The 20,903-nt window shown below is 27.5% G+C and carries 36 protein-coding genes and 1 pseudogene; 11 read left to right on the plus strand and 26 right to left on the minus strand.

What is annotated here, in order from left to right; all coding sequences use genetic code 11:
- Window positions 1–10 precede the first annotated feature (10 nt).
- The 17 genes from KGF38_RS17345 to KGF38_RS17425 form a co-directional block, all read right to left on the minus strand.
- Window positions 11–271: a hypothetical protein gene (locus tag KGF38_RS17345; RefSeq protein ID WP_227832575.1), complete on the minus strand. Its 261-nt coding sequence runs from the start codon at window positions 269–271 to the stop codon at window positions 11–13.
- Window positions 272–295: 24 nt separating this feature from the next.
- Window positions 296–1,102 (minus strand): hypothetical protein, encoded by an 807-nt coding sequence (locus KGF38_RS17350; RefSeq protein WP_227832576.1) that lies wholly within the window; start codon window positions 1,100–1,102, stop codon window positions 296–298.
- Between the two features lie 11 nt (window positions 1,103–1,113).
- Complete coding sequence (locus KGF38_RS17355) at window positions 1,114–1,650, minus strand: LemA family protein (protein ID WP_227832577.1); 537 nt, start codon at window positions 1,648–1,650, stop codon at window positions 1,114–1,116.
- Entirely contained in the window at window positions 1,650–1,976 is a 327-nt protein-coding gene (locus KGF38_RS17360; RefSeq protein WP_227832578.1) for a hypothetical protein, read from the minus strand. The genes KGF38_RS17355 and KGF38_RS17360 overlap by 1 nt, the downstream gene beginning before the upstream one ends.
- Window positions 1,977–1,978: 2 nt before the next feature.
- Window positions 1,979–2,140 carry a hypothetical protein gene (locus tag KGF38_RS17365; protein ID WP_227832579.1) on the minus strand — a complete coding sequence of 54 codons (162 nt, stop codon included), beginning with the start codon at window positions 2,138–2,140 and terminating at the stop codon, window positions 1,979–1,981.
- Entirely contained in the window at window positions 2,141–2,332 is a 192-nt protein-coding gene (locus tag KGF38_RS17370) for a hypothetical protein (RefSeq protein ID WP_227483830.1), read from the minus strand.
- Between the two features lie 12 nt (window positions 2,333–2,344).
- Window positions 2,345–2,602, minus strand: coding sequence for a hypothetical protein (locus KGF38_RS17375; RefSeq protein ID WP_227832580.1), 258 nt, complete (start codon window positions 2,600–2,602; stop codon window positions 2,345–2,347).
- A 60-nt stretch (window positions 2,603–2,662) separates the two neighbouring features.
- Window positions 2,663–3,145, minus strand: a complete 483-nt coding sequence (locus tag KGF38_RS17380) for a sigma factor (protein WP_227832581.1) — start codon at window positions 3,143–3,145, stop codon at window positions 2,663–2,665.
- A gap of 37 nt (window positions 3,146–3,182) precedes the next feature.
- Window positions 3,183–3,359, minus strand: coding sequence for a hypothetical protein (locus KGF38_RS17385; protein ID WP_227832582.1), 177 nt, complete (start codon window positions 3,357–3,359; stop codon window positions 3,183–3,185).
- A gap of 23 nt (window positions 3,360–3,382) precedes the next feature.
- The gene (locus KGF38_RS17390) at window positions 3,383–3,775 is read right to left on the minus strand and encodes a single-stranded DNA-binding protein (protein WP_227832583.1); all 393 of its coding nucleotides are present in this window, start codon (window positions 3,773–3,775) and stop codon (window positions 3,383–3,385) included.
- The gene (locus KGF38_RS17395) at window positions 3,772–3,957 is read right to left on the minus strand and encodes a hypothetical protein (protein ID WP_227832584.1); all 186 of its coding nucleotides are present in this window, start codon (window positions 3,955–3,957) and stop codon (window positions 3,772–3,774) included. Before KGF38_RS17395 ends, KGF38_RS17390 begins: the two co-directional genes overlap by 4 nt.
- 59 nt (window positions 3,958–4,016) lie before the next feature.
- Entirely contained in the window at window positions 4,017–4,721 is a 705-nt protein-coding gene (locus tag KGF38_RS17400) for a hypothetical protein (protein ID WP_227832585.1), read from the minus strand.
- A gap of 49 nt (window positions 4,722–4,770) precedes the next feature.
- Entirely contained in the window at window positions 4,771–5,157 is a 387-nt protein-coding gene (locus KGF38_RS17405; RefSeq protein ID WP_227832586.1) for a hypothetical protein, read from the minus strand.
- Window positions 5,158–5,529: 372 nt separating this feature from the next.
- Window positions 5,530–6,861: a DnaB-like helicase N-terminal domain-containing protein gene (locus KGF38_RS17410; protein ID WP_227832587.1), complete on the minus strand. Its 1,332-nt coding sequence runs from the start codon at window positions 6,859–6,861 to the stop codon at window positions 5,530–5,532.
- Between the two features lie 321 nt (window positions 6,862–7,182).
- On the minus strand, window positions 7,183–7,335 hold the full coding sequence (locus KGF38_RS17415) for a hypothetical protein (protein WP_227832588.1): 153 nt from the start codon (window positions 7,333–7,335) through the stop codon (window positions 7,183–7,185).
- Window positions 7,336–7,454: 119 nt separating this feature from the next.
- Window positions 7,455–7,610, minus strand: coding sequence for a hypothetical protein (locus KGF38_RS17420; protein ID WP_227832589.1), 156 nt, complete (start codon window positions 7,608–7,610; stop codon window positions 7,455–7,457).
- Window positions 7,573–7,842 (minus strand): hypothetical protein, encoded by a 270-nt coding sequence (locus tag KGF38_RS17425; protein WP_227832590.1) that lies wholly within the window; start codon window positions 7,840–7,842, stop codon window positions 7,573–7,575. Before KGF38_RS17425 ends, KGF38_RS17420 begins: the two co-directional genes overlap by 38 nt.
- Window positions 7,843–7,964: 122 nt before the next feature.
- Between KGF38_RS17425 and KGF38_RS17430 the strand changes: the two genes are divergently transcribed.
- Window positions 7,965–8,654 (plus strand): hypothetical protein, encoded by a 690-nt coding sequence (locus tag KGF38_RS17430; protein WP_227832591.1) that lies wholly within the window; start codon window positions 7,965–7,967, stop codon window positions 8,652–8,654.
- Here KGF38_RS17430 and KGF38_RS17435 read toward each other — a convergent pair whose 3' ends face one another.
- From KGF38_RS17435 to KGF38_RS17450, 4 genes are read right to left on the minus strand one after another with little or no spacing between them, the layout of a single operon-like run.
- Window positions 8,655–8,840: a hypothetical protein gene (locus KGF38_RS17435; RefSeq protein ID WP_227832592.1), complete on the minus strand. Its 186-nt coding sequence runs from the start codon at window positions 8,838–8,840 to the stop codon at window positions 8,655–8,657.
- Between the two features lie 28 nt (window positions 8,841–8,868).
- Window positions 8,869–9,588: a helix-turn-helix domain-containing protein gene (locus KGF38_RS17440; protein WP_227832593.1), complete on the minus strand. Its 720-nt coding sequence runs from the start codon at window positions 9,586–9,588 to the stop codon at window positions 8,869–8,871.
- A 29-nt stretch (window positions 9,589–9,617) separates the two neighbouring features.
- Entirely contained in the window at window positions 9,618–9,833 is a 216-nt protein-coding gene (locus KGF38_RS17445; RefSeq protein WP_227832594.1) for a hypothetical protein, read from the minus strand.
- 22 nt (window positions 9,834–9,855) lie between these two features.
- The gene (locus KGF38_RS17450; protein WP_074179443.1) at window positions 9,856–10,041 is read right to left on the minus strand and encodes a hypothetical protein; all 186 of its coding nucleotides are present in this window, start codon (window positions 10,039–10,041) and stop codon (window positions 9,856–9,858) included.
- A 189-nt stretch (window positions 10,042–10,230) separates the two neighbouring features.
- Between KGF38_RS17450 and KGF38_RS17455 the strand changes: the two genes are divergently transcribed.
- Entirely contained in the window at window positions 10,231–10,560 is a 330-nt protein-coding gene (locus tag KGF38_RS17455) for a helix-turn-helix domain-containing protein (protein ID WP_074179444.1), read from the plus strand.
- Window positions 10,561–10,566: 6 nt separating this feature from the next.
- On the opposite strand, the gene KGF38_RS17460 is transcribed toward KGF38_RS17455, so the two are convergent.
- A complete protein-coding gene (locus KGF38_RS17460; RefSeq protein ID WP_176702509.1) occupies window positions 10,567–10,725 on the minus strand; it encodes a hypothetical protein in 159 nt (52 codons plus the stop codon).
- Window positions 10,726–11,288: 563 nt separating this feature from the next.
- On the opposite strand from KGF38_RS17460, the gene KGF38_RS17465 reads away from it, so the two are divergent.
- Entirely contained in the window at window positions 11,289–11,672 is a 384-nt protein-coding gene (locus KGF38_RS17465) for a BlaI/MecI/CopY family transcriptional regulator (RefSeq protein ID WP_227832595.1), read from the plus strand.
- Window positions 11,673–11,820: 148 nt separating this feature from the next.
- On the opposite strand, the gene KGF38_RS17470 is transcribed toward KGF38_RS17465, so the two are convergent.
- Window positions 11,821–12,498, minus strand: coding sequence for an HTH domain-containing protein (locus tag KGF38_RS17470; protein ID WP_227832596.1), 678 nt, complete (start codon window positions 12,496–12,498; stop codon window positions 11,821–11,823).
- A gap of 419 nt (window positions 12,499–12,917) precedes the next feature.
- Between KGF38_RS17470 and KGF38_RS17475 the strand changes: the two genes are divergently transcribed.
- The 8 genes from KGF38_RS17475 to KGF38_RS17510 all read left to right on the plus strand — a co-directional run bounded on the left by KGF38_RS17475 (window position 12,918) and on the right by KGF38_RS17510 (window position 18,950).
- Window positions 12,918–14,105 carry a replication initiation protein gene (locus KGF38_RS17475; protein WP_227832597.1) on the plus strand — a complete coding sequence of 396 codons (1,188 nt, stop codon included), beginning with the start codon at window positions 12,918–12,920 and terminating at the stop codon, window positions 14,103–14,105.
- Between the two features lie 19 nt (window positions 14,106–14,124).
- A complete protein-coding gene (locus KGF38_RS17480; RefSeq protein WP_227832598.1) occupies window positions 14,125–14,925 on the plus strand; it encodes a GIY-YIG nuclease family protein in 801 nt (266 codons plus the stop codon).
- 210 nt (window positions 14,926–15,135) lie between these two features.
- Window positions 15,136–15,996: a hypothetical protein gene (locus KGF38_RS17485; protein WP_227832599.1), complete on the plus strand. Its 861-nt coding sequence runs from the start codon at window positions 15,136–15,138 to the stop codon at window positions 15,994–15,996.
- Window positions 15,997–16,340: 344 nt separating this feature from the next.
- Entirely contained in the window at window positions 16,341–16,493 is a 153-nt protein-coding gene (locus tag KGF38_RS17490) for a type I toxin-antitoxin system toxin (RefSeq protein ID WP_054277857.1), read from the plus strand.
- Window positions 16,494–16,618: 125 nt separating this feature from the next.
- Window positions 16,619–16,996 (plus strand): hypothetical protein, encoded by a 378-nt coding sequence (locus KGF38_RS17495; protein ID WP_227832600.1) that lies wholly within the window; start codon window positions 16,619–16,621, stop codon window positions 16,994–16,996.
- A 227-nt stretch (window positions 16,997–17,223) separates the two neighbouring features.
- Complete coding sequence (locus tag KGF38_RS17500) at window positions 17,224–17,427, plus strand: hypothetical protein (RefSeq protein ID WP_021373347.1); 204 nt, start codon at window positions 17,224–17,226, stop codon at window positions 17,425–17,427.
- An 18-nt stretch (window positions 17,428–17,445) separates the two neighbouring features.
- A complete protein-coding gene (locus KGF38_RS17505; RefSeq protein ID WP_227832601.1) occupies window positions 17,446–18,351 on the plus strand; it encodes a ParM/StbA family protein in 906 nt (301 codons plus the stop codon).
- An 83-nt stretch (window positions 18,352–18,434) separates the two neighbouring features.
- Window positions 18,435–18,950 carry a hypothetical protein gene (locus tag KGF38_RS17510; RefSeq protein WP_227832602.1) on the plus strand — a complete coding sequence of 172 codons (516 nt, stop codon included), beginning with the start codon at window positions 18,435–18,437 and terminating at the stop codon, window positions 18,948–18,950.
- A 9-nt stretch (window positions 18,951–18,959) separates the two neighbouring features.
- On the opposite strand, the gene KGF38_RS17515 is transcribed toward KGF38_RS17510, so the two are convergent.
- The 3 genes and pseudogenes from KGF38_RS17515 to KGF38_RS17525 form a co-directional block, all read right to left on the minus strand.
- Complete coding sequence (locus tag KGF38_RS17515) at window positions 18,960–19,295, minus strand: BlaI/MecI/CopY family transcriptional regulator (RefSeq protein WP_227832603.1); 336 nt, start codon at window positions 19,293–19,295, stop codon at window positions 18,960–18,962.
- 137 nt (window positions 19,296–19,432) lie between these two features.
- A complete protein-coding gene (locus KGF38_RS17520; RefSeq protein ID WP_227832604.1) occupies window positions 19,433–20,479 on the minus strand; it encodes a DNA cytosine methyltransferase in 1,047 nt (348 codons plus the stop codon).
- 71 nt (window positions 20,480–20,550) lie between these two features.
- A pseudogene (locus KGF38_RS17525) lies at window positions 20,551–20,903 on the minus strand (N-acetylmuramoyl-L-alanine amidase); the annotation flags it as partial.

Raw genomic sequence — 20,903 nt, forward strand, 5'->3', positions numbered from 1 at the left:
CCTCATTCATTTATTGAAGTCCCAACTCTTTTTGAGTGTATTTATTCATGAATATCATTTCATCACAACTACTAAATATAAATAAGTCTCCATCTAGTACAAATTGCAATGATACAATATCTTCTATATCAGTTAAATCCATTTCTCCATTTAGAATATTTTCATTATCTATATCATTTAATTTAAAGAATATATTTTCTGTTTCAAACCTATCAATTAACTCATTTGCATCTTTTATATTTTTAATAGCATGATACACTTTACATTTCATGTCTGATCTTCTCCTCTTGCTCTTTTATTTATCTTCAAGCCAATCATTTTTTAAATAATAAAATACATATATAATGATTGTAGTTATTAATATCCAGATAATCCAAAATAACACTTTAAAAAATCCTGTATTAAAATTGTTATCTTCTAAAACATTCTGTATGGATTCACCCTTAAAAACTTTTATATTTTTACCAGCTGGATTCGCTATAGTATTATTTTTTAAATTAGCATACATGGTACAATCAAATTCTTTCGGTATAACTTCATAATAGTACCTTCTCTTACTATTAATATAAGCATAATTACCTTTTATTTTAAGATTAGTATTTTTAAATATATCTTTCTTTAATGTCAATCTCTCTTTAGATAAATTAGTAATTACTTTTGCATCAAACTCCTTGCCCAGGAAATTAAATTTCTTACATTTTTTCTCTACTGAGTCATGGTAATCCCAAGTCCAATATGTTTCAGTATGTTTATGCGAATGGCCTTTACTGTCTTTAGTAGTAACTACTCTAGTATGCATGGTGTATTTTTCTTCTGTTCTTTCTATAAACCAATAGTCCCCTTTTAATTCTTCTATAGATACAGAATCTACACTTTTAAATTTTCCACTTATCAAAGAATCTCCTGCACTTGTTTTCATAGCGTAATCAAAGAGATCTTTGTCATTATTTATTTTAGTTGCTTTATAATATCTTTCATTATCTTCTAAAAATTTTGATTGAACTTTATCATCAATGAAAAATCCAAGTACAATCATCATGCAAGCAATTATTATGCTCACTAAAAATTCTCTCTTAGTTATTTCAAAAGTTTTAAATTTCATATGTGCACCTCTTAATCAAATAAATTTTGAGGTGCGTCCTCTTGGGCTTTATATTCAGTATATTTAGATTCTATTTTTTCATATCCCATTCCATTTAAAATTAAATTTGCTGGAAATTTTCTTATATATTTATTGTAATTACGAATCTGTATATTATAATTTTCTCTATGCTGTGCAATCATATTTTCTGTTATGCTCAACTCACTCATTAGTTGCTTATAATTTTCATTAGCTTTTAAATTTGGATACTTCTCTGCTACTGCTTGTATATTTAATTTTGCTTCCTTGATAGATTTATCATTTGCACTTACTCTCATGTCAGTTACTTCTTTCAATGTCTTATTTTCATATTTGGCATAGTCCTTTACGCAATCTACTAGGTTTTTAATTAAATCAATTCTCCTTTTTTCTTGCACCTCTACAGATGCAGTTGCTGATTGTACCTGCTCTTCTAAATCAATTGCTTTATTTTTAGTTACTAAGAATAAGCAAGCAAACATAATTAATATTGAAGCAACTACTCCTGCAATTATTAACGTCTTTTTCATTACTCTCTCGCCTCACTTTCAAGCCATTTTTTTCTACCTTCCAAACATTCACCTAAACATTCTTGGAAATCATAAGCGCAACTAATACATCCACCTCCACCACTCACAAAAAACTCAGCCATTTCTATTTTGTTCATATTTTTTATCTTTTTATAATTAGTCATCTTATTATTCAAGTTATCTCCAAGTAATCTGTCATAACATTTTACGCACATATCTTTTCCGAAGTTTATTATGCCACCTCTACTATTAACTTTGAATACTTTTATAGCCTTAACTTCTACTATTGTTTCATCACAAAAATCACATTTCATAACACAAGCCATTTTTAATCCTCCCTTTTACTTTCTTTGCAGTTCATATCTTGATACATACAACTACAGTCTTTGCACTGCCATACAATTCCTATATTTGTTTTAAGCTTAAATATACTTCCACCACATACTGGACATTCATTTTCCCTACCACCAATTATTTTTAATTTATCCAATTAATAACTCTCCTCACAATAGAATTTTTCATTTTCTTTACACATTTTTTCAGCTACATCATCCCTAAACTTGCATCCTATACACCCATTGCAAGTTATAGCTTTTCTCTTTACTATAAATTGGTGCATTGGGCATTTCATATCACATTTTTTATGAAGTATCCCTTTTTTCAACTTTATTCTTTTATTCATTTTTACCCCTCCTTAATCAATTAATATACCTAATTTTTCCATAAATATTTGATTTGCTATAATTGAAGATAAATACAATACCTTAGCCCACAATATTTCTCTTCTTATAAAACTCCAATTAAGCTTTGCTTCCATTCTCCCCACCCCCGTCAGTGGCTTATATGGATTATCTGATTTTTCATCTTTTTCAAATTCCACATATTTTGGCGGACAATTTACAAATTCAAATCTTTTTCCATTACACTCTATAAAAATTGTTTCTTGAATCATTTTCTCAGTATGTTGATTTCAGATTTTAATTCCCTAAGTCTCCTGCATACTGCCACTTGGTTAATTCCAAGCATTTTGCCTATTTCTTGCTGAGTATAACCTTTTTCCTCTAAAACAAACTATTTTCTGTATATCTTTTATCTTACTTATCTTTACACAAGATTTAATAACATAAACATTTTCTATATCTATATTGTCATTACTAGCCAATCTATCTTCTATCCTTATTTCTTCGCCATAGGCATTTTTATAGAAGCATTTTTCAAAACTATCTATATCACTTCTATAATGCTTCTTGACATATCTAGTTGTAAACTTTCTTAGATATCCCAATATATATGGAAATGCTATCGTGGAAAATTTTCCTTTATTTTCATCAAAGCAATATGTTGCTTTATATAATCCTATAGAACCTTCTTGAAATAAATCTTCTCGTAAATATGGATACTTTCTTAAAAAGCATTTGAAATATTTATTTATAACAAAAGGCACAAGATTCATATTATCTTCAAATAATTTATTTCTCTCATCTAAACTTCTCATATAATCACCACCCATTTATTTAGATTTATCAATTTCTCTATTTTGAATTACATTTCCATTCGCTTACTCCATTATTTATTCTATTTACAATTTCATCTATACAATGATTACACAAATAAATTGTTACCTCTTTGCCTTTTCTTCTCCCACTAACTGGAGTAAGTAGATTTGAATCCATTTTTCTATTGCATGTTTCGCATTTTATTTTACTCATTTTTTTAACCTCACTATTCCTTTTTAAAATGGTATATCATCATCATCTAGAACTTGAAAACCAATTTCTTTATCATTCTTTTCTTCTTCTTTTTCTTTTGGTTTGTGATCAAGTGCATTAACAGCTTTGGTTCTAACTTTTGTGAAAGTTTTTTTCTCTCCATTTTCTTCATATTTTTCTACTCTTATTCGTCCTTGAAGTGAAACTAATCTTCCTTTTGTAAGATAATTAGCACAAAACTCTGCTGATCCACCCATAACCTCTATTGGTATAAAATCTACCTCTTTAGTACCATCTTTTTTTACATAGTCTCTATCAATGGCCAATGAAAAAGTAGCCACTGGAGTACCATAACTTGGAATATATCTTAACTCTGGATCTTTTGTTAATCTTCCAACTAAAGCTACATTATTCATATTGCAACCGCTCCCTCTTGACACATAATTTCTTCCCTATTTTCCATTTGCTTTACAACCTCAACTGCTTCAATGAAAGCATCACCTTTTTTAATTTCCTTATTTGCAGACATGATTGCATTAGCTATTTTGTCTGTAAATTCAGCCCTTTCTAAAATACTCATATAACAAATCCTTTTCATGCAATTCCCTCCTTGTTTTTTACTAAGAGGACCTATTGCAAGCCCTCTTAGATTTTCAATTAAGCAATTATATTTACATTTTTAAATTCTTTTAATTCTTCTTGCAAGTATGTTTTAATATTTAACATAGCTTGATTCTTCCATGCTCCACCGTCTGCTTCATATAATCCTGCTGCTGGTCCAGAACTCATTCTGAAAATAAATTCACTTTCTGGTTGCTCTACTTCTTGAAAAGTACGATAAGGAATTAACTTTACTCTGTTTGGAACTATTGCTTCCGATACACTTGCGACACCTGTTTTTATTGTTACAGATTGAGAAACCCCATCATCTCCAACATTTTTTACTGTAGACTCTTGGATATTACCTGCAATTTTTAAAAGTGTATCTCTATCATTATTTTTTATAAATGCTGATTGTAGCATTATGTTAAAAGCGTCTAAGTCTAAAGGTCTATCAAATTTTTTGTCTGGAAGTAGCGCTACACATTCAATATAAGTCTCTCTATCTCTATTTTTTCTCAAGGCAGATCTTAAAAGCACTTTTCTTGGAGTTAAGACTTGTATTAATAACAACTCATCTTCTTTATGATCTATGCCACTTTTTATATAATCTACTAAACCACTCAATGTTGCTATTTCTAAATCATTAGCCCTTGGCTCTTCTATTATTTCTAATCTGTCTGTTGTGTAGTTAAAACCATCTACACATACTGTTTCTCTTTTCCCTAACTTAACTAAATATTCCATTGCATTTCTTATCATTTTTTTATTCTCCTTTTTATTTAATTTATATTTTTTTACCACTTTCAATCTACTTTGAACTTGCATTTCTAAAATCAATTACACCAGCACTATTTTCTTCTGTTTCTTCAGTTTCATTACTTTCTGAGACATCCAGAGACAACTGACCAGCTAGTTGATTTTTAAATTCAGATGCCTCAACTCTTCCTGTTTCCAAGTCTTTTCCTATTAAAACTTTAGTTGTCGTTGCTTTTGCCTCCACTATAGTCGCTTTAGATTTTATATCTACTTCTGCAAGATCTCTATCTTCATTTGCTTTAAACACTATCTCTAAACTAATCTTTCTTGTTTTTTTAAAATCTGTATTTGGATCTGCAATATTATCTAAAACTTTTTGCAACTCTGTATTAAACTTTTCTTTTAAAACTCCACCTGCAAATTTTTCTAATGCTATCATGTAAAATCACTCCTTTATTTATTGAAAATAATATTTTTCTACGAGGAAATTAATTAATAAACTTTAACTATAATTTAATAACGTTTTTATCGAAATTTTTGATTTATTTTTTTCTCTCTATCATTACCATCTTTTAATGCTTTTTGACAACTTCTTTAAACCTGTGTTTTTTGTGTAATGCAATCGCATTCTATAAGTATTGCAATTGCTATATTTATTAATTTTTTTCAATATTGATTTTCAATACTTCATGAAATTTTAATTTCAATATTGAAAAACGGTATTTTTTCAATATTGAATTTTTAAATTATTCAATATTGGTTTTTCTTATAAAATCATTACTTAATAAAATTTCCTATTTTTTATCCTTTTTTAAAATACATCTTCTGGAATTTCTGCTTGCACATATTGTTTATCTACATCATATTTGTAATCTCTGTTTAACTCTTCACTAGTCGTGTAAAGTCTTTTTCTTCTTTCTGAAAAATTCATTTTAAAACTTATATTCTGTTTTCCTGTTATTCTATTTTTTAAAATTAATAAATAAGTGTCATCTGTCTCTTCTTCTTCATCTATCACTCTGTAAGTTGATAAAATATAATCTGCATAATTGACAATCTCACTTGCTCCAGATACATCATACATAGTTGGCTTCATGTCACCCATATTTTTCCTAGGATGTGCAACTAAAATTATTACTAAGTTGTATTTTTTAGCAAGATTTTTTAAGTTGCCTACTATCTGCTCTTGTCTGTCATATTTCTCTGCCTTATTGCCAGTCTTTATTGTCATTAGATTGTCAAGAACAAAGAGTCTAACCCCTTTTTTCAAATACAAATGTTCTATGGTATTTATTAAATTTATCTCGTCACTTATTGCATCTTCATCATACAGAAAAAATTTATCTTTTATCCAATCTGAAATCAAATCAACAGCATAATCTGGAATATCTGCATATGTTCCACCATAAGGACTTTGATATTCTTTTATGTGGTAGTCATTGGCTGCAGTTTTTCTAAACCAATCCATAGCCATAAAACTAGGTAATTCTCCAGAATACAAAAAGGCTTTTTCTCCAGTTAAAATTGATTGTGCTATAAATTGATTAACTATAGTCGATTTACCACTCGCTGGCTTTCCAGTTAGAATTGTAAGTGTTCCATATCTAAAAGCATCTAGTGCATTGTTTAGTTTATTAAAACCTGTATCTATGGACTTGTGTGCGCCTTTTTCACGCTTTATTTTTGACGCGTCAATGTAATTATCATTTACGCTACTACTCGTCGTCACAAGTGCTTTTAAATCGTTTATATCTACAATCAATTCGTCTATATTTGTATCTGAATTTGAATTATTAATTAATTCATTTGCTAACTCTGAAATTTGTCTTTTAAGTAACTTTTCTTTTATTATTTTTATATAGTGATCTATGTTTGAAGTAGTTATGACTATAGTTGTTAGACTGGTAATGTAACTAACTCCTCCAACATCTACTAATCTATCTATTTTTTCTAATTCATTTTTTAAAAGCAAAAGATCTAAAGGTTTATTTGAGTCAATTATTTTCTTCATGCAAGATAAAATAATTTTATGTGACTCAAAGTAGAAATCATTTTCTTTTAATTCTCTAATTTTGTATGCTATTGAGTCATTTATAAGAAAACTACCTAAAATGTTTTGCTCGGCTTCTAAAGAGTAATTCATTTAATCACCCCTAACTTATTATTAAAATGTCACAACTAAAGGAATTACCCTTTCAACGTCATACAATACCCCACAAATACGATCCTTTGGAACATTTTTGTAAACTAAAATATCAATTATGTCAGCAATAAGTTTTGCATAGTATTTTGGAGTTTCAAATCCATAACTTCTATAAGCAAGTTTTTCTTCAACAAATTGTTCGCATTTACTTCTTGTACTTGTTCTATTTTCATGGTCTTTACTCTGTTCTATTTCTATATAATTTCCATCAAAGTCTATTATTTTAAAAGGTTTTTCAAACTGAATTTTAAAAGGCTTAGATTAATCTATAAATTCATTGCCAATTTCATCATCTATTGATTCTATTATTTCTTCAAGTGCATCTAATCTTTTTCCTATTTCTGATTCATTTTCTATATACTCAACTATTTGTCGTAAATCACTTTCTCTGAGTTTATACTTTTCATTTTCCATTTAACATGCCTCCTATCTTTAACTATTTAGTTGTTTCTTTCTGATTTGAAACTATTCTACACCATGATAATTTACATGCTATAATTAATTTGAATATATTGGTAGTATGTTCAAGTTAATTAGAAAAGGTGGTGCGAATATTCAACTTCTCCAAATGCTTCTGGAACTAAGTTAATATCTGCTGAGTGCAATAGAGGATATATTTGCGATTCTTCTTCTGATGAAGAATGTCCTATTCTAAAGAAACTTATTAGATAATATTTCAGAATTTTCATCTGAACAATGAGTCTTAAATATAGAAATTTTCACACCTGTTATCTTGCTTAACTTGCTGAAAGTATCTATATGAGTAAAATAGTCCTTACATTCTTGCAAATAATCACAAACTTCGCATGATGTAGGGGCTTCTCTGTTCTCTCTAAACGCTATCTCTAACACTTCATTTTGCAAATGTCTTGCAATACAATGTAAGTCTTTTTCAGTAAGTTCTAACTTTTCCTCTTTCATAATCAACCTCCTAATCTGCTTTTAATTTTTAAGATTTCAAAGATATTATAAGTTTCATTCTACAATCTAATGAATCACATGCTATAATTTATATATACATAAATTTTTAAGGGGGTAATTATTTGAAAAAAAGCATTGAATCAATTAATATAGCTACTGATGAAATTGTAGACATACAATGCATAATTGAAGATGAATGTCCTATATGCCATACTTCTATTATGCCTAAAACACTTAATTCATATTTTTTATTAGGGTTTAATCAACATTTATCCATTTTAAATCTTTGTACCAAATGCAAAGAATGTTTTATTACTCGTTATGATCTAGATTTTGATTTCCTTTATGAAACAGGCGAGGATTATTATCAGACTAATAATCCTGTTTCTTTTCCCTATAAAGCTAAATTATTAGAGTTCGATAAAGAAATTACAAATATTTCTCCAACGTTCGTAAAAATCTATAATCAATCTTACATAGCTGAACAAAAAGACTTAGACGAAATAGCTGGCATGGGATACCGTAAAGCCTTAGAATTCCTAATTAAAGATTATTTAACTTCACTTGATCCTAAAAATGAAGAAGTAATAAAATCATCATTTTTAGGCAAATGTATTAACGAAAATATGAACTTCCCAGAACTCCAAACAGTCGCAAAAAGAGCTATTTGGCTTGGTAATGACCATGCTCACTATATACAAAAGCATACAGATAAAGATTTAACTGATTTAAAATTACTAATAGAGCTTTCTGTTTCATGGATTATTTTAAAGGTAAAAACAGAAAAGGCAAAAGCAATTCAGCCTAAATAATTAAATATCTGATTTAATCTTAAACTCAATATTAAATCGCGCAAGTTTATTAATCGCTTCTTGAAGTTGATAAACTTGCTCATTAACATTTTCTATCAATTCCTCAAACTCTTTAATATCCCTAACCCCTAAGAATAACTTCACATTAGAACTGTTCAAATAAACAGTCTCTTCTTTTTCATTCATACTATCTACCTCCTATACTATTTAGTTTTTAAAGTTCTTTAAAGCCACTAAGTGGATTCTTAGCCTTTGTAACTGGTTGCAATATACCTTTGCTAGTATCAGCATTCCCCCAAGTCACCAAAGCCCTGTAATGACTTTTATACCTACTCCCTTTTCCATTTACAATATAGTTTTCTAAACTAACAATTTTATCATGTATGTATTTCTTACCAAACTTACTTATAAGTTTGTCATATTCATCTTTAGTTAGTTTTACTTTTTCTATATCTAAGTCCAAGAATGATAGATCTAAATAATCAGTTTTAGGTTCATTTTGTGAAGTGGTATTACTTTTTATATAAGTCTTTTTATTATAAGTCTTTTTAGGGGCTCTCTCAGAACCCACCCCTAGGTTCTCACAGAACCCACCCTGGGTTCTCTCTGAGCCTAGGTTCTCACAGAGCCCACCATTTAAACTTGCAATATAATATAAATTGCTCTCATTGTTACCATGTTCATTTTTACGGTTTACCTTCTTTATTAATTCTTTTTCTTCCAAGCTATTAATCACCCTTTTTACTGTGGCAATACTGCAACCAGATTTTTTAGAAATAGTCAATTTGCTAGGAAAACATGAACTTTCATTATCTGAATATCTTGCTAATACTACATAAATTATTTTTTCATAAATAGTCAAATCTTCTCTATCTACCAAATCATTTTCCAGCCAAAACCACTCTTTTTTTCTTGCATCCTTCAAAAGATCCAAAGTTATCACCTCCCTTCTGAAATTGCTTTTTAAGATAATAACTTAAGTTTATAGTCATCAAGTATTAGATCTTCTTTAGTCAAAGTTTTATATGCTATTTCCTCTGTCTCTTTTTCATAATACATGACTAGTATTTCATTCTTTTCTACTTTCACAATGATACAATCCATCATTGCATTAAATCTTGTCTCTTGTAATTGAACAGCTTTACCTATATGTTCTTTATTAAAACCTGAAATTTTCAATGTTATCACCTCTGATTTGATATTAAACTGAAGATTTATCATTTTTTTCCTTTTTTAACAATTGCTTTCTTTTCTCTTTAGCAATTCCTTTTAACAGATACTTAATTTTTATAAACTCTAAGTAATCAGTCTCATAAAGTAAACTAGCATCTTTTATAAAATTTTCTTTTTCCTTTCTGTTAAAATCATTTGCAAAATTTTCATTCATCCAATCGCCTCCTTAATCTCAAAGGGATTATTTTTATCTCATTGAGATATTTATATTATATATCCCTTTGAGATTAATGTCAATGTATTTTTGAGATATACATATCTTTTATATTTAGATATTTAAAGTTGTATTGAGATGTTTTTTATGATATAATATCTCAAAGAGGTATCCCAAGGAGGTGAGACAATGAATACCAGAATTAAAGAATTGAGACAAATAAAACATCTTTCTCAAAAAGAATTTGGAGAAACTTTAAATCTTTCCCAAAATCACATATCTTCTATTGAAAAAGGCATTAGAACAGTCACAGATAGAACTATTAATGATATATGCGATAAATACAATGTAAACAAAAAATGGTTACTAACTGGACAAGGTAAAATATTCAAAGATATTTTAGAAGGTTTTAATCTTGATAATAGTGAGGTCGAAGAATTTGTTAGACTTTTCTATGAGGTTGATTCTGAAACAAGAGAATATGTATTAGGGTTAATGCAGAAAACTTTGAAAAAATAAGGCACTTTATTGTGCCTTATTTTTTAATTTAGAATACTCCATATATCCCATGATTTTCAAAAACGTATTATAATCCTTTTCTCTAATTTCTGTAACAATATTTATAACTTTTACTTTATTTTCCTTAGAATCAATTGCAATTAATGATTTCATTTCTAAATCCACGATAAGATCATCCCCCCATATTCAAAATATTCTGATTTATTTTTTTACAACTTCCCTATTTCTGAAAAACAACAGACTACTCCCTTCCCCTTTATTTAAAGTTCCTTGAAACTAATATGATCTATATTTTTGCTTATGTATGTCATGTTCTAAGATGAATTTGAAATTAAAGATTATGATTTTTAAAATTGTTTTACGTACGTAGTTTATATGTATTATTTCGATATATATCTTCTTTATGTTACAATTGTAACACCTCATTTGACATTAGGCAAATGTCAAAATTTACCATTTTTGATTATTTTTTAAAATTTAATTTTACAAAAATAGAATCAAGTTCAAGTATTTGAATGTACTGTTATAAAATGAGTATTTTTTTGTAATAATTCTCTTATAATGCTAATTTTTGATAATATCTTATTTTTTTTACCCCTATTTAAATTCTATTTAAAAGATAAATTTATTGGTAAAAATTGGTAAAACATTTTTAGACATTTAGTATTGTATAGTTAACTCTATTGTTATAGTATTTTAGTTATACTTTTGAAAAGGTGGTGTACTTTGTGAAGATAAAAAAGATTCCAGAATCAGAACTTTTGGTAATGATGTACATTTGGGATAGTGAAGATGAAGAAGTTGCATCTACTGAAATTTTGAAGACGCTAGGCGAAAAATATGAATGGAAAAAATCAACTATGCTAACTTTTTTAAGAAGGTTAGTTGGTAGAGGATTTTTAGAAGTTGTTAAGAAAGATAGATTTACATATTACAAAGCATTAATAGAAAAAGAAGAATATTTGAAAGTTGAGACTAAAAGTTTCTTTAGTTTCTTTCACAGAAATTCTTTTGAAAGTTTATTAAGTGCTTTGCATGATGATGAAGAAGTATCTGAAAATAAATTAAAAAGTTTAGAAAAGTTTATTGAGGATTGGGAAGAAGATAAATAGAGAGCCAATATAGTTTTATTTGGTTCTCTATTTTTATATCTGACCTTCTATTTCCATTTTTAAGCAAATTTGTATCTTTTTAGGTAAATAACATCAAGTTTGTAATTAAAACACGTCAGATAAGCCTTTAAATGCTTTTAAGCTATATTTAATCAGCTTTATTTTTATCAATTTCCTTTTTCCACTCATCAAAATTACAAATCCGATAAACTTTTCTTATTTTTGGAACTTCTCTAAGTTTTTCTTTGTCATATTCATATACATTTACTTTTTTTGTTTCAATGTATTTATTTTCTTCTAAAGTTTTAACAGAAGAAGTTATAATATCTAAATTATTTTTACTTTTAGAACTTAGTCCTATGCTTTCTGCTATAAAACTATTAGTTGCAGGTTTAAAATTAGTTTCTGTAGTGATTGTTTTAAGTAAAAAATATACTTTTATTGTATTTGATTTAAATTTATTGACCATTTTTTTAAGCATTTCATAATTTATCAATGCAAATTTGTTTAAATCAATATTATTTTCTGATGGTAAACAATATACAATTCCATTTAGGGTATTTTCTATTTTTAGTATTTTAAAATCTAACTTCTCTAGTTTTTTTATATTTCTTTGGATTGTTGCTTTATTTACATTCAGTTCATTTGCTATTTCTTGAATATCAAGTTTATTCTTATACAAAATTCTATTTTTATGGGTATTAAAAATGTCACTATTTTCAGCGCTCTTTATTAATAGTGCTCCATATTCTTTTATATAATATTGCTTATCTTTTAAACAATATGTTGCTACTGGTAAGTAAATTTCTTTTCTGTTTTCAATCATAAAAAATTCTTCATCTCCAATCTTTTATAAGAAATTATTTTTAGTAAGTATTTAAAGTATACTAGAAAAATAAATACTAAAGTTTTTTAATATAAAAAAAGAATAGTTCAGAACATCTTTTCTAGTCTTTAATAGTTTTTAAAACAGTTTTTAAAGTCTTTAATAGTTTTTAGACAAGCTATAATAATTGGTATAACTAGGTTTCAGAGATGAAAGGTCATCATTTTAAGGGTCAAAGGTCATCATTTTAAGGGTCAAAGGTCATCATTTTAAGGGTCGAAAGGTCATCATTTTAAGGGTCAAAGGTCATCATTTTAAGGGTCAAAGGTCATCATTTTAAGGGTCAAAGGTGAGCGTGTTTTAAAAATAGTTGACCTTTTTATAAATTAGGTATTATAATCTATATGAGGTGATAGATTTTGGAAAAAAAAGAAATTTTAATGCAACCAAATAATTTAATAAAAAGTAAATATGATTTTACAAATATAGAAAATAAGTTATTTTACAAAATACTTTTTAATGCTCAGAAGCAACAAAATTCATCTTATGTTACAACTATATCAAAAGAAGAACTAAAAGTATTTATGAAAAACAATAATGATTATGAACATAAAAATATAAAAGAAATTTTGAACATGTTTCAACAGAGTGTTTTGGAATTTGACTATATAGAAGAGACAACTGGCAAGTTAAAAACTTTTGGAAGTGGTTTAATTAATACATATGAATTGGATCATACAGACCAAATTTATACAATTATGATGCATGAAGTTCTATACAATCATATAACTGATTTTGTAAAAATGCAGAAAAAGAAAAATGGATATACAGCTATTAATTTATCAGTTTTATTTAATTTTAGAGGTGCATATACTCAGAGATTATACACTTTATTTAGGCTATGGAGCAGAGAAAATAAGGAAGTAGAGATAAAATATAAATTAGATGAATTAAGATTTTATTTGAAATTAAAAGATAATGTATATCCAGAATATAAATATTTTAAGCAAAATGTTCTAAAAAGAGCAATGAATGAAATAAATAAAAAAGGCAACATGGTTGTTTCAATAAAAGAAGAAAAAAGAAAAAATAGAAAAATAGATGAGATAATTTTTTCTGTGATAGATTATGAACCTAGAAAATATTTTGATAAAGATATATTAGTTGAAGATTATATACCTAAAAAGAAACAGGACAATGAAGTATCTTTTGTTTTTTATATACCAAATGAAAATATTTTTACAACAGGGACAATTAAACTATTTAAAGAAGATTTTAAAGAGTTTGATTTCAAGAAAGATGTTTATCTGAATGCTTTTAATAAGTCTATTGCTATAGCACTTGAAAGAGATAATACTGACATTATAAATACAAAGAATTATGATTTTTTCAAATCAACACTTTCAAATAAAATAAGTGAAGTTATAATTCATCAAAAAGATGATTTAAAGTTTAAAGAAGAATTAAACAAATATTGGGATGATGAAGATGTTAAAAAAGAAGAAAGAGAAATTGATTATAGCAAAGATCCTGTCAGACTTGAAACTGTTAGGAGAAATTTATTTGATCAAGGTCTAGTAAATGAAGAAGGATATTACTATAAATAAGAATTGGAGAAAATAAAAAATGTATTATGTTTATAAATATATTGATCCAGCTACAGAAGAATGTTTATATGTTGGAAAAACAGAAGATATATATGTAAGGCATTCATCTCATTTGAGTAATAAAGAAGAAGGTTGGTGTAATAAAGAATTAATACTAAAATATATTGAACTTCCACGTAGATATAATATGGATTTTTTTGAAGTTTATTTAATAAATGAACTAAATCCAATATTTAATAAATTAAGTAAAGGCGATATGGATACTGAGCACATCTTTTTTGATTACAAGGAAGAAGATTGGAGTACATATTCAGAAGAAGATTTTAAGGAAAAGACGAAGGGAAAAAGAAGATTCAGAGAAAGAAAGATAGATATGAAATATGAAGTAAGTAAAAAATCTATTAATTTTTTAAAGAGAATTGAAAAGTTAGATGCCAAGGTTGAAATGTTATATGAAAATAATATTTTAAGTGTGCTATATAACTTTGAAAATATGGATATAGAATTTTGTGAGAATGAATTAGATATTAATTTGATATCATATGATTTTGAAACATTAGAAAGTTTTGGAAGTAGTTCTTTGATTTCAGTTTATCCTAGATGGAAAGAATATACAGCAACAAATAAAAAAATACTTATAGATATAACATTAGAGATTAGGGTTGGATCTTTGGCTAATTTAATGGAATTAATGCCAACATTTGAATATAAAGTTGCTGAGATTTTCCAACAAATAGAGGATATTTTTCACATATTAGAAGTTGGATATACATGGCAAGAATTATTTGAAATATATAAGGGCTGCAAATATGACAATTAAGGATTGGAGAAAATAATTATGTATTATGTTTATAAATATATTGATCCAGCTACAAAAGAATGTTTATCCAAGATAGGCGAAATACTCCATCCTCAAGGTAAGTAGGGTGGAGATGCAAGCCTGAAATATGTTAATATAAACTAAAGGAAGTGAAGAAATGATACAGATGAAAGCTTTTAAATTTAGAATATATCCAAAGGGAGGTATTATATGCCAACACCATCACTTATGCAGATTCCTAAGAGTAAATCTCCAGAAGAATTTGAAGATTTATGTTCAGACGTACTTTCAAGTTTCTATAATACACGATTCATATTATATGGGAAAAAGGGTCAATTTCAGAGTGGGATTGATATATTAGGACAAGTTAAAATGGGGGAATATTATGTAGCACAATGCAAGAATTATTTTAATCCAAAATCTGCTGAAAAACTTATTAATGTCATAAAGGATGATATTGAGAGTGCAGAAAATCTACCATTTAATATAGCTAAATTTATAGTTATGACATCAATGGATAATCATACCGAAGTTCACAATAAAATAAGTATGATAAAAAGTAAATTTGAAATAGAATTGTGGTTTTGGGATAATATTCAAAAAGAAGTATGCCAAAGTGAGTATTTACTAAGTGGGTACTACCATGAAATGTATTATAATTTTAAACTACCAATAGAGGCAGTAAATCAAATTATACATTGCATGAATAATTTAAAAAATAACGTCAGATATTTTAATAATGAGTGTAAATACTATAAAGTAGCATATAATCAAAAATCTGATACTGAACTATATAATTTCTGTGTTGATACTCAAATTACCTATGAAAATTTACAGCAATTAAAAAATCAATATTATTCACAGTTAAGTAAAATTGATATCGTTGAAACAGTTGAAGAAATTATAAATTCTAGACCTGTATTTTATGATGAAAATAAGGATGGAACAGGCACAAGTATGGTTTCTACTTTACATGAACATATACAAAATTTCACCAAATATAATATAAATGAGTTAGTTGAAAATTGTAACAAGGTTATAAAGGAAATTTCATTACAAAAACATAAGTAAAGAAGTGCAATATTGAATAAGTCCTTGTATTTGTTTTAAGTAGCTAGTATGAGGGTTTTATTTATGTATTTTCAAATTAAAAATGTCTAAAAACTAGATATAATTATAGGATTTGTTAAGATTTATGCCTTATAATTATATTTAAAACAAGTATAAAAAGTGTCTAAATTTGAAAATAGTAAAATAATTGGTACAAGCTTTCTGAATATTGCAGTGCAAATTCTTAACTGGCATTACAAAATATGGTATAATTAAATCTAGCAAGAAGAGCGTAATACAATCTATAAGAGTGGAGTTCATGTACAAAAGATTATCCTCCCAACGATTCGAAGGGAGGTGAGTTCATGGATAACTTTTTGTTTAATGTTTTAGCTAGTTTAACAGCTAGCGTGGTAGTTTACTTAATTAGTAAACTATTCAAAAAAGCAAAAAGCCACTCTCGCGCAAAGAGTGACTTACAGGTTGAATTTAAATTTATGTTTAAATTCAAAAAATAAACTATGTTTATGATGAACTCCACTCTGCCGCAAAATAGATTGTAGTTCTTCTTGCTTTTATTATATCACAAAACCTTCAAAATGATACGATTTTATATCACTTTGCTGGAAAAGGAGTAACTTGAATGAATTATAATTATGAACTAAGTCAAAAATTAAAAGAAATTTATAAGCATGAATTAGGAGAATGTTATAATAATGCTTATGAATTATTGCTATATGGTGAAGTAGAATACTATTCCATAGGCTATGTACATGATTTAAAAACAAAAGTAGCTTTTAGGCATGCTTGGGGAGTATTAAATAATCAAATAATAGATACTACTGTAGGAAACATTGATATGTCAGACTATAATTTTTATAGTGCATTTAATATATATAAAAATGATTTAGAGTACATTAGAAAAAATTATAAACCTTACCTAGAAGGTTATAAAGATAAAGAGGAGCAGCAACTTTTAGAAATGCTAATTAAAGATAAAAAAGTAACTGAAGTAGTATGAAAAAGAAGGTTAAGTATTTGCTTAACCTTCTTTTTCATGCTATAACAATACGTTTAGAAATTAAAGAAACATATTTGAGATAAATTAAAGATAATTAGTTTTATAAAAAAGTATAAAATTTTATAAAAAATATCTTATAAATCTATTGAATTACTGTGTAAAATTTGGTAAAATATATGTAAATATTAATAAATTTTATAATATTTTACAAAAAAGGAAGTGGTTGAATGAGTAGGATAGTTCTAACATTTAAAAACAATGATAAAGAAAAAGCAATTGAAAAGTTTTTAGATGAGAAATTATCAGCTACAGCTTATTTAAAAGAGCTTGTTTGGGAAAAAATGCAAGAAAAAAAGGATAATGCTGTAGTTGAACAGAAAAAAGAAATAGAAGATCCAGCAAATAATTTTGATTTTGGAAGTTTAGAATAAAAGGGGGAAATAACATAAATGAGTAAATTAGGTATAGATATTGGAAATTATGCAGTTAAAACAAGTACAGATGATATTTTTGAAAGTAAAGTTACAGAGGTAAAAAACTTTGGTTCAGATTCAGATGCCGTTAAAATAGGCAATAAAACATATTACCTAGGTGAAGGTGACGAGGAAATAAATATAGTTAAATACGAGAAAGAAAACTTCTTGCCGCTTTTACTTGGGGCTATATGCAGAAATACAGATGATGAAATTGTTGATTTAGGACTAGGTCTACCGGTAAAACAATTTGCTGGATTAAGAAAAGATCTTATTGAAAAAATACAAGGTGAAGAATATCATGTTGAATTTGTAAGAGGAAATGAAACTACTAAAAGAGATATAACAATAAGATCTATTCAAGTATTTCCGGAAGGTGTTACAGGATACTTATATTATGCAAAAGACATAGTTGACCAGGTTGCAGGAAGAGATGTTGTTTTAGTTGATATTGGTGGAAAGACAACAGATATTGCGCTTGTACAAGGAAATAAAGCGACTGATCCATATTCTGTAAATGTTGGAACGATAAATATATATGATGCAATAAAAAAATCTCTTGAAATGGATGAAAGATTTTTAGGTAAGGTTGAGATAAAAAGAGAAAAAATACAAGACTACATAGACAAAGGGTTTTACCTAAATGGTGAAAAACAAGATATAAAGAAAAATATAGATGCGTCTGTTGGATTATTTAAACAAATATACAATGAATTGAAATTAAATTACCCAATATCAACTTCTGCTGTTGTTGTTATGGGTGGAGGTGCTAAATTGTTAGGTGAAGCATTTAAAAAGAACATACCTGGCATAATAGTCATGAGCGATGTAGATAAACATGTTTTTGCAAATGCAAAAGGATACAAAAAAATGATGAAATAAAAAAGGATTTAGTTTATAGTATGTATAATAGATTACAAATATATGATATTTGTAATCTATTATTTTTTTTGAGGAGGTTTTATATGACTTGGAGTGATTTGAAAGAAAAAAATATTAATGAAGTTGTTGATTGTATTAATAATAAATTAAGTGAATTTGAAAGTCTTAAAAAAGTTGGAGATGAGTTAGAGGTAAATGAAAGTACTATAAGGAAGTGGCTTAATAAGAAAGGATATAAAAGAGCTGGAAACAAGTTTGTAGAAGATAATAAAAGTTATGATGACAAATATCATATAGATAGCATTAACAGTAAGATTGATGATGATATTAAATATTTATCTAGTGAAATTGATAATATAAAAAGTGTGCTGGAATGGTTTAAAGCTAAAGATGATAGTTGTCATATAGGTGTCATTAAAGAAAATGATATATCTATAGATCTTCCAGATCAATCTATAAAAAGAACTACAGTTAGAATAAATAATACAGTGTGGGATATGTTTAATGAATTTGCAGATAAAAATAAACATTATGATAAACATGATTTGCTGAGTCAACTTTTACTTGAAAGTTTATTGAAATATAGCAAGGATAGGTGAAGGAGATATTTAATCTTCTTCATCTATATTTTTGAATTTATGTGCAGTAGACATTAATCGTACAAAGTATCCATCCAGATAATTTGGCTCTAAATTATTCATTTTACATTTAATGTATTCCTTTTCTGAGAGTATAGGTATGTAATATATGTGGAAAAATTTAATTCTTTTAAGCAAGACTCTTTTTTTAACAAGTCTTTTAAGTAGAATTTTTGTTGTGGATTTCCGCCACTTGTATTTTTCATTGCAAAGGCGAATAATTTCTTTCTTTGATATGCTTGAACTTCTTTTCCAAAAGATTTTCATTACACTCAATTCGCCACGTTTTAAGCTTTGTATTAACATGATGCACTCCTTGTAAATGTTTATAATATAGTAGCATTTTTTTATTTAAGATAGTACAGGTAAGTTATTCCAAAAAAGTTAATACAATGCAAGGGGTGGAAGGAAAAACCTACCACATTTTGCATTGTATTAATATTCTATTTTAATTTCTTTGCTATTTCTTCAACAACATCTACAGTAACACTATTGCCTGCTTGCTTGTATAGTTGAGTTTCTGAACAAATACTTGCTGCTCTATAGTAATAATCGTCTGGAAATCCTTGTAGCCTAAAACATTCTTTTGGAGTCAACCTCCTTACTCTAAATTTTTTGCCAATTACGCCAGCATTACTTGCAGTAGTCAAAGTACAACTTTTTTTGTGCTGAACTCTTCCACGGCCAGTTTTACCTTCTATATGATCTAGTCTTATTCCATCTCCTATAGATGCTTTAACGTATCCTTTTTTAGTATTCTCTTTAATTAATATATTTGGGCTTTCACCTTTTCCACTAGGATTGATATTGCCAACTCTATAAAGACCTGTATTGTTCCCACCTTTACTTAATAAACACTTTGATAATCCATTTGAATCATAAATCCTGTTTGAACTGTGATTAGGATTATTTAATTGCTCAAGAGTAGTTTTTCTACTCGTTCCTGCGATAGGAAATACTTCTCTTGTACTTCTTCTTCTAAGATGTCCAACAATGTATATTCTGTCTCTGTTTTGGGGAACTCTGAAGTTTTTAGAATTGAGATTTTGCCATTCTGCATTGTAGCCGATTTCATCCAACTCAATGAGAAGTTTGGCGAAGTCAAATCCTCTATTAACACTAAGTAGATTTTTAACGTTCTCAATAAGTAAGTACTTGGGTTTATTTTCTTCTTTGAGTTCTCTAATAAGTTTTGTAACTGAGAAAAATAAACTTGAACGATTTCCTTTGAATCCAAGTTTGTTACCTGCAATGCTAATGTCTTGACATGGGAATCCAAAACACCACACATCTGCTTTGGGAATATTTTCTGCTCTAATTTCTCTAATGTCTTTTTCAAACCATTCATCCTCCTTTGGGTTATGCATTGCTTTGTAACTTAAGTTTGCAAATTTATCGTATTCGCAATGGCCTACGCATTTGTGCCCTGCTCTTTCCATTCCTAGCCTAAAACCTCCAATGCCAGCAAACAAATCTAAAAATGTTAACATATAATGCTCCTTCTGAGTTGAAAATTTTATTAGTTTTATTAACAATTAATTTTTAAAGGTTGTCTTTTAATTTATAATTTTGCTTTTACAAATTCTCTAGCCCTATCCATTGTTGACCATACATCACTATCATATAGTTGAGTAAATTTTTCTCCTGTAGTCTTACTCATTTCCTTCATTTTATTACAAGTTACTCCACCAATTACATACAAATTTTGTGTTCTATGTGGTTTATAGTCTTTTATATCTGTTACTAAGTAACTTTCTTTTTCTCTCTTATAATATAATCCTAAAATGTCTGCTGATACTTTATCATATCCAGAATAGACTATAGTATGTTTATATCTATTATAATTGTTTTCTTCTGCTGAACTTATATGTTTAGTTATAGCTTCTACTATTGCAGTAGCTAATTTATCAGCTC

The sequence above is a fragment of the Clostridioides sp. ZZV14-6387 genome, from assembly GCF_020657835.1.
GTDB classification, from domain to species: Bacteria; Bacillota; Clostridia; order Peptostreptococcales; family Peptostreptococcaceae; genus Clostridioides; species Clostridioides difficile_A.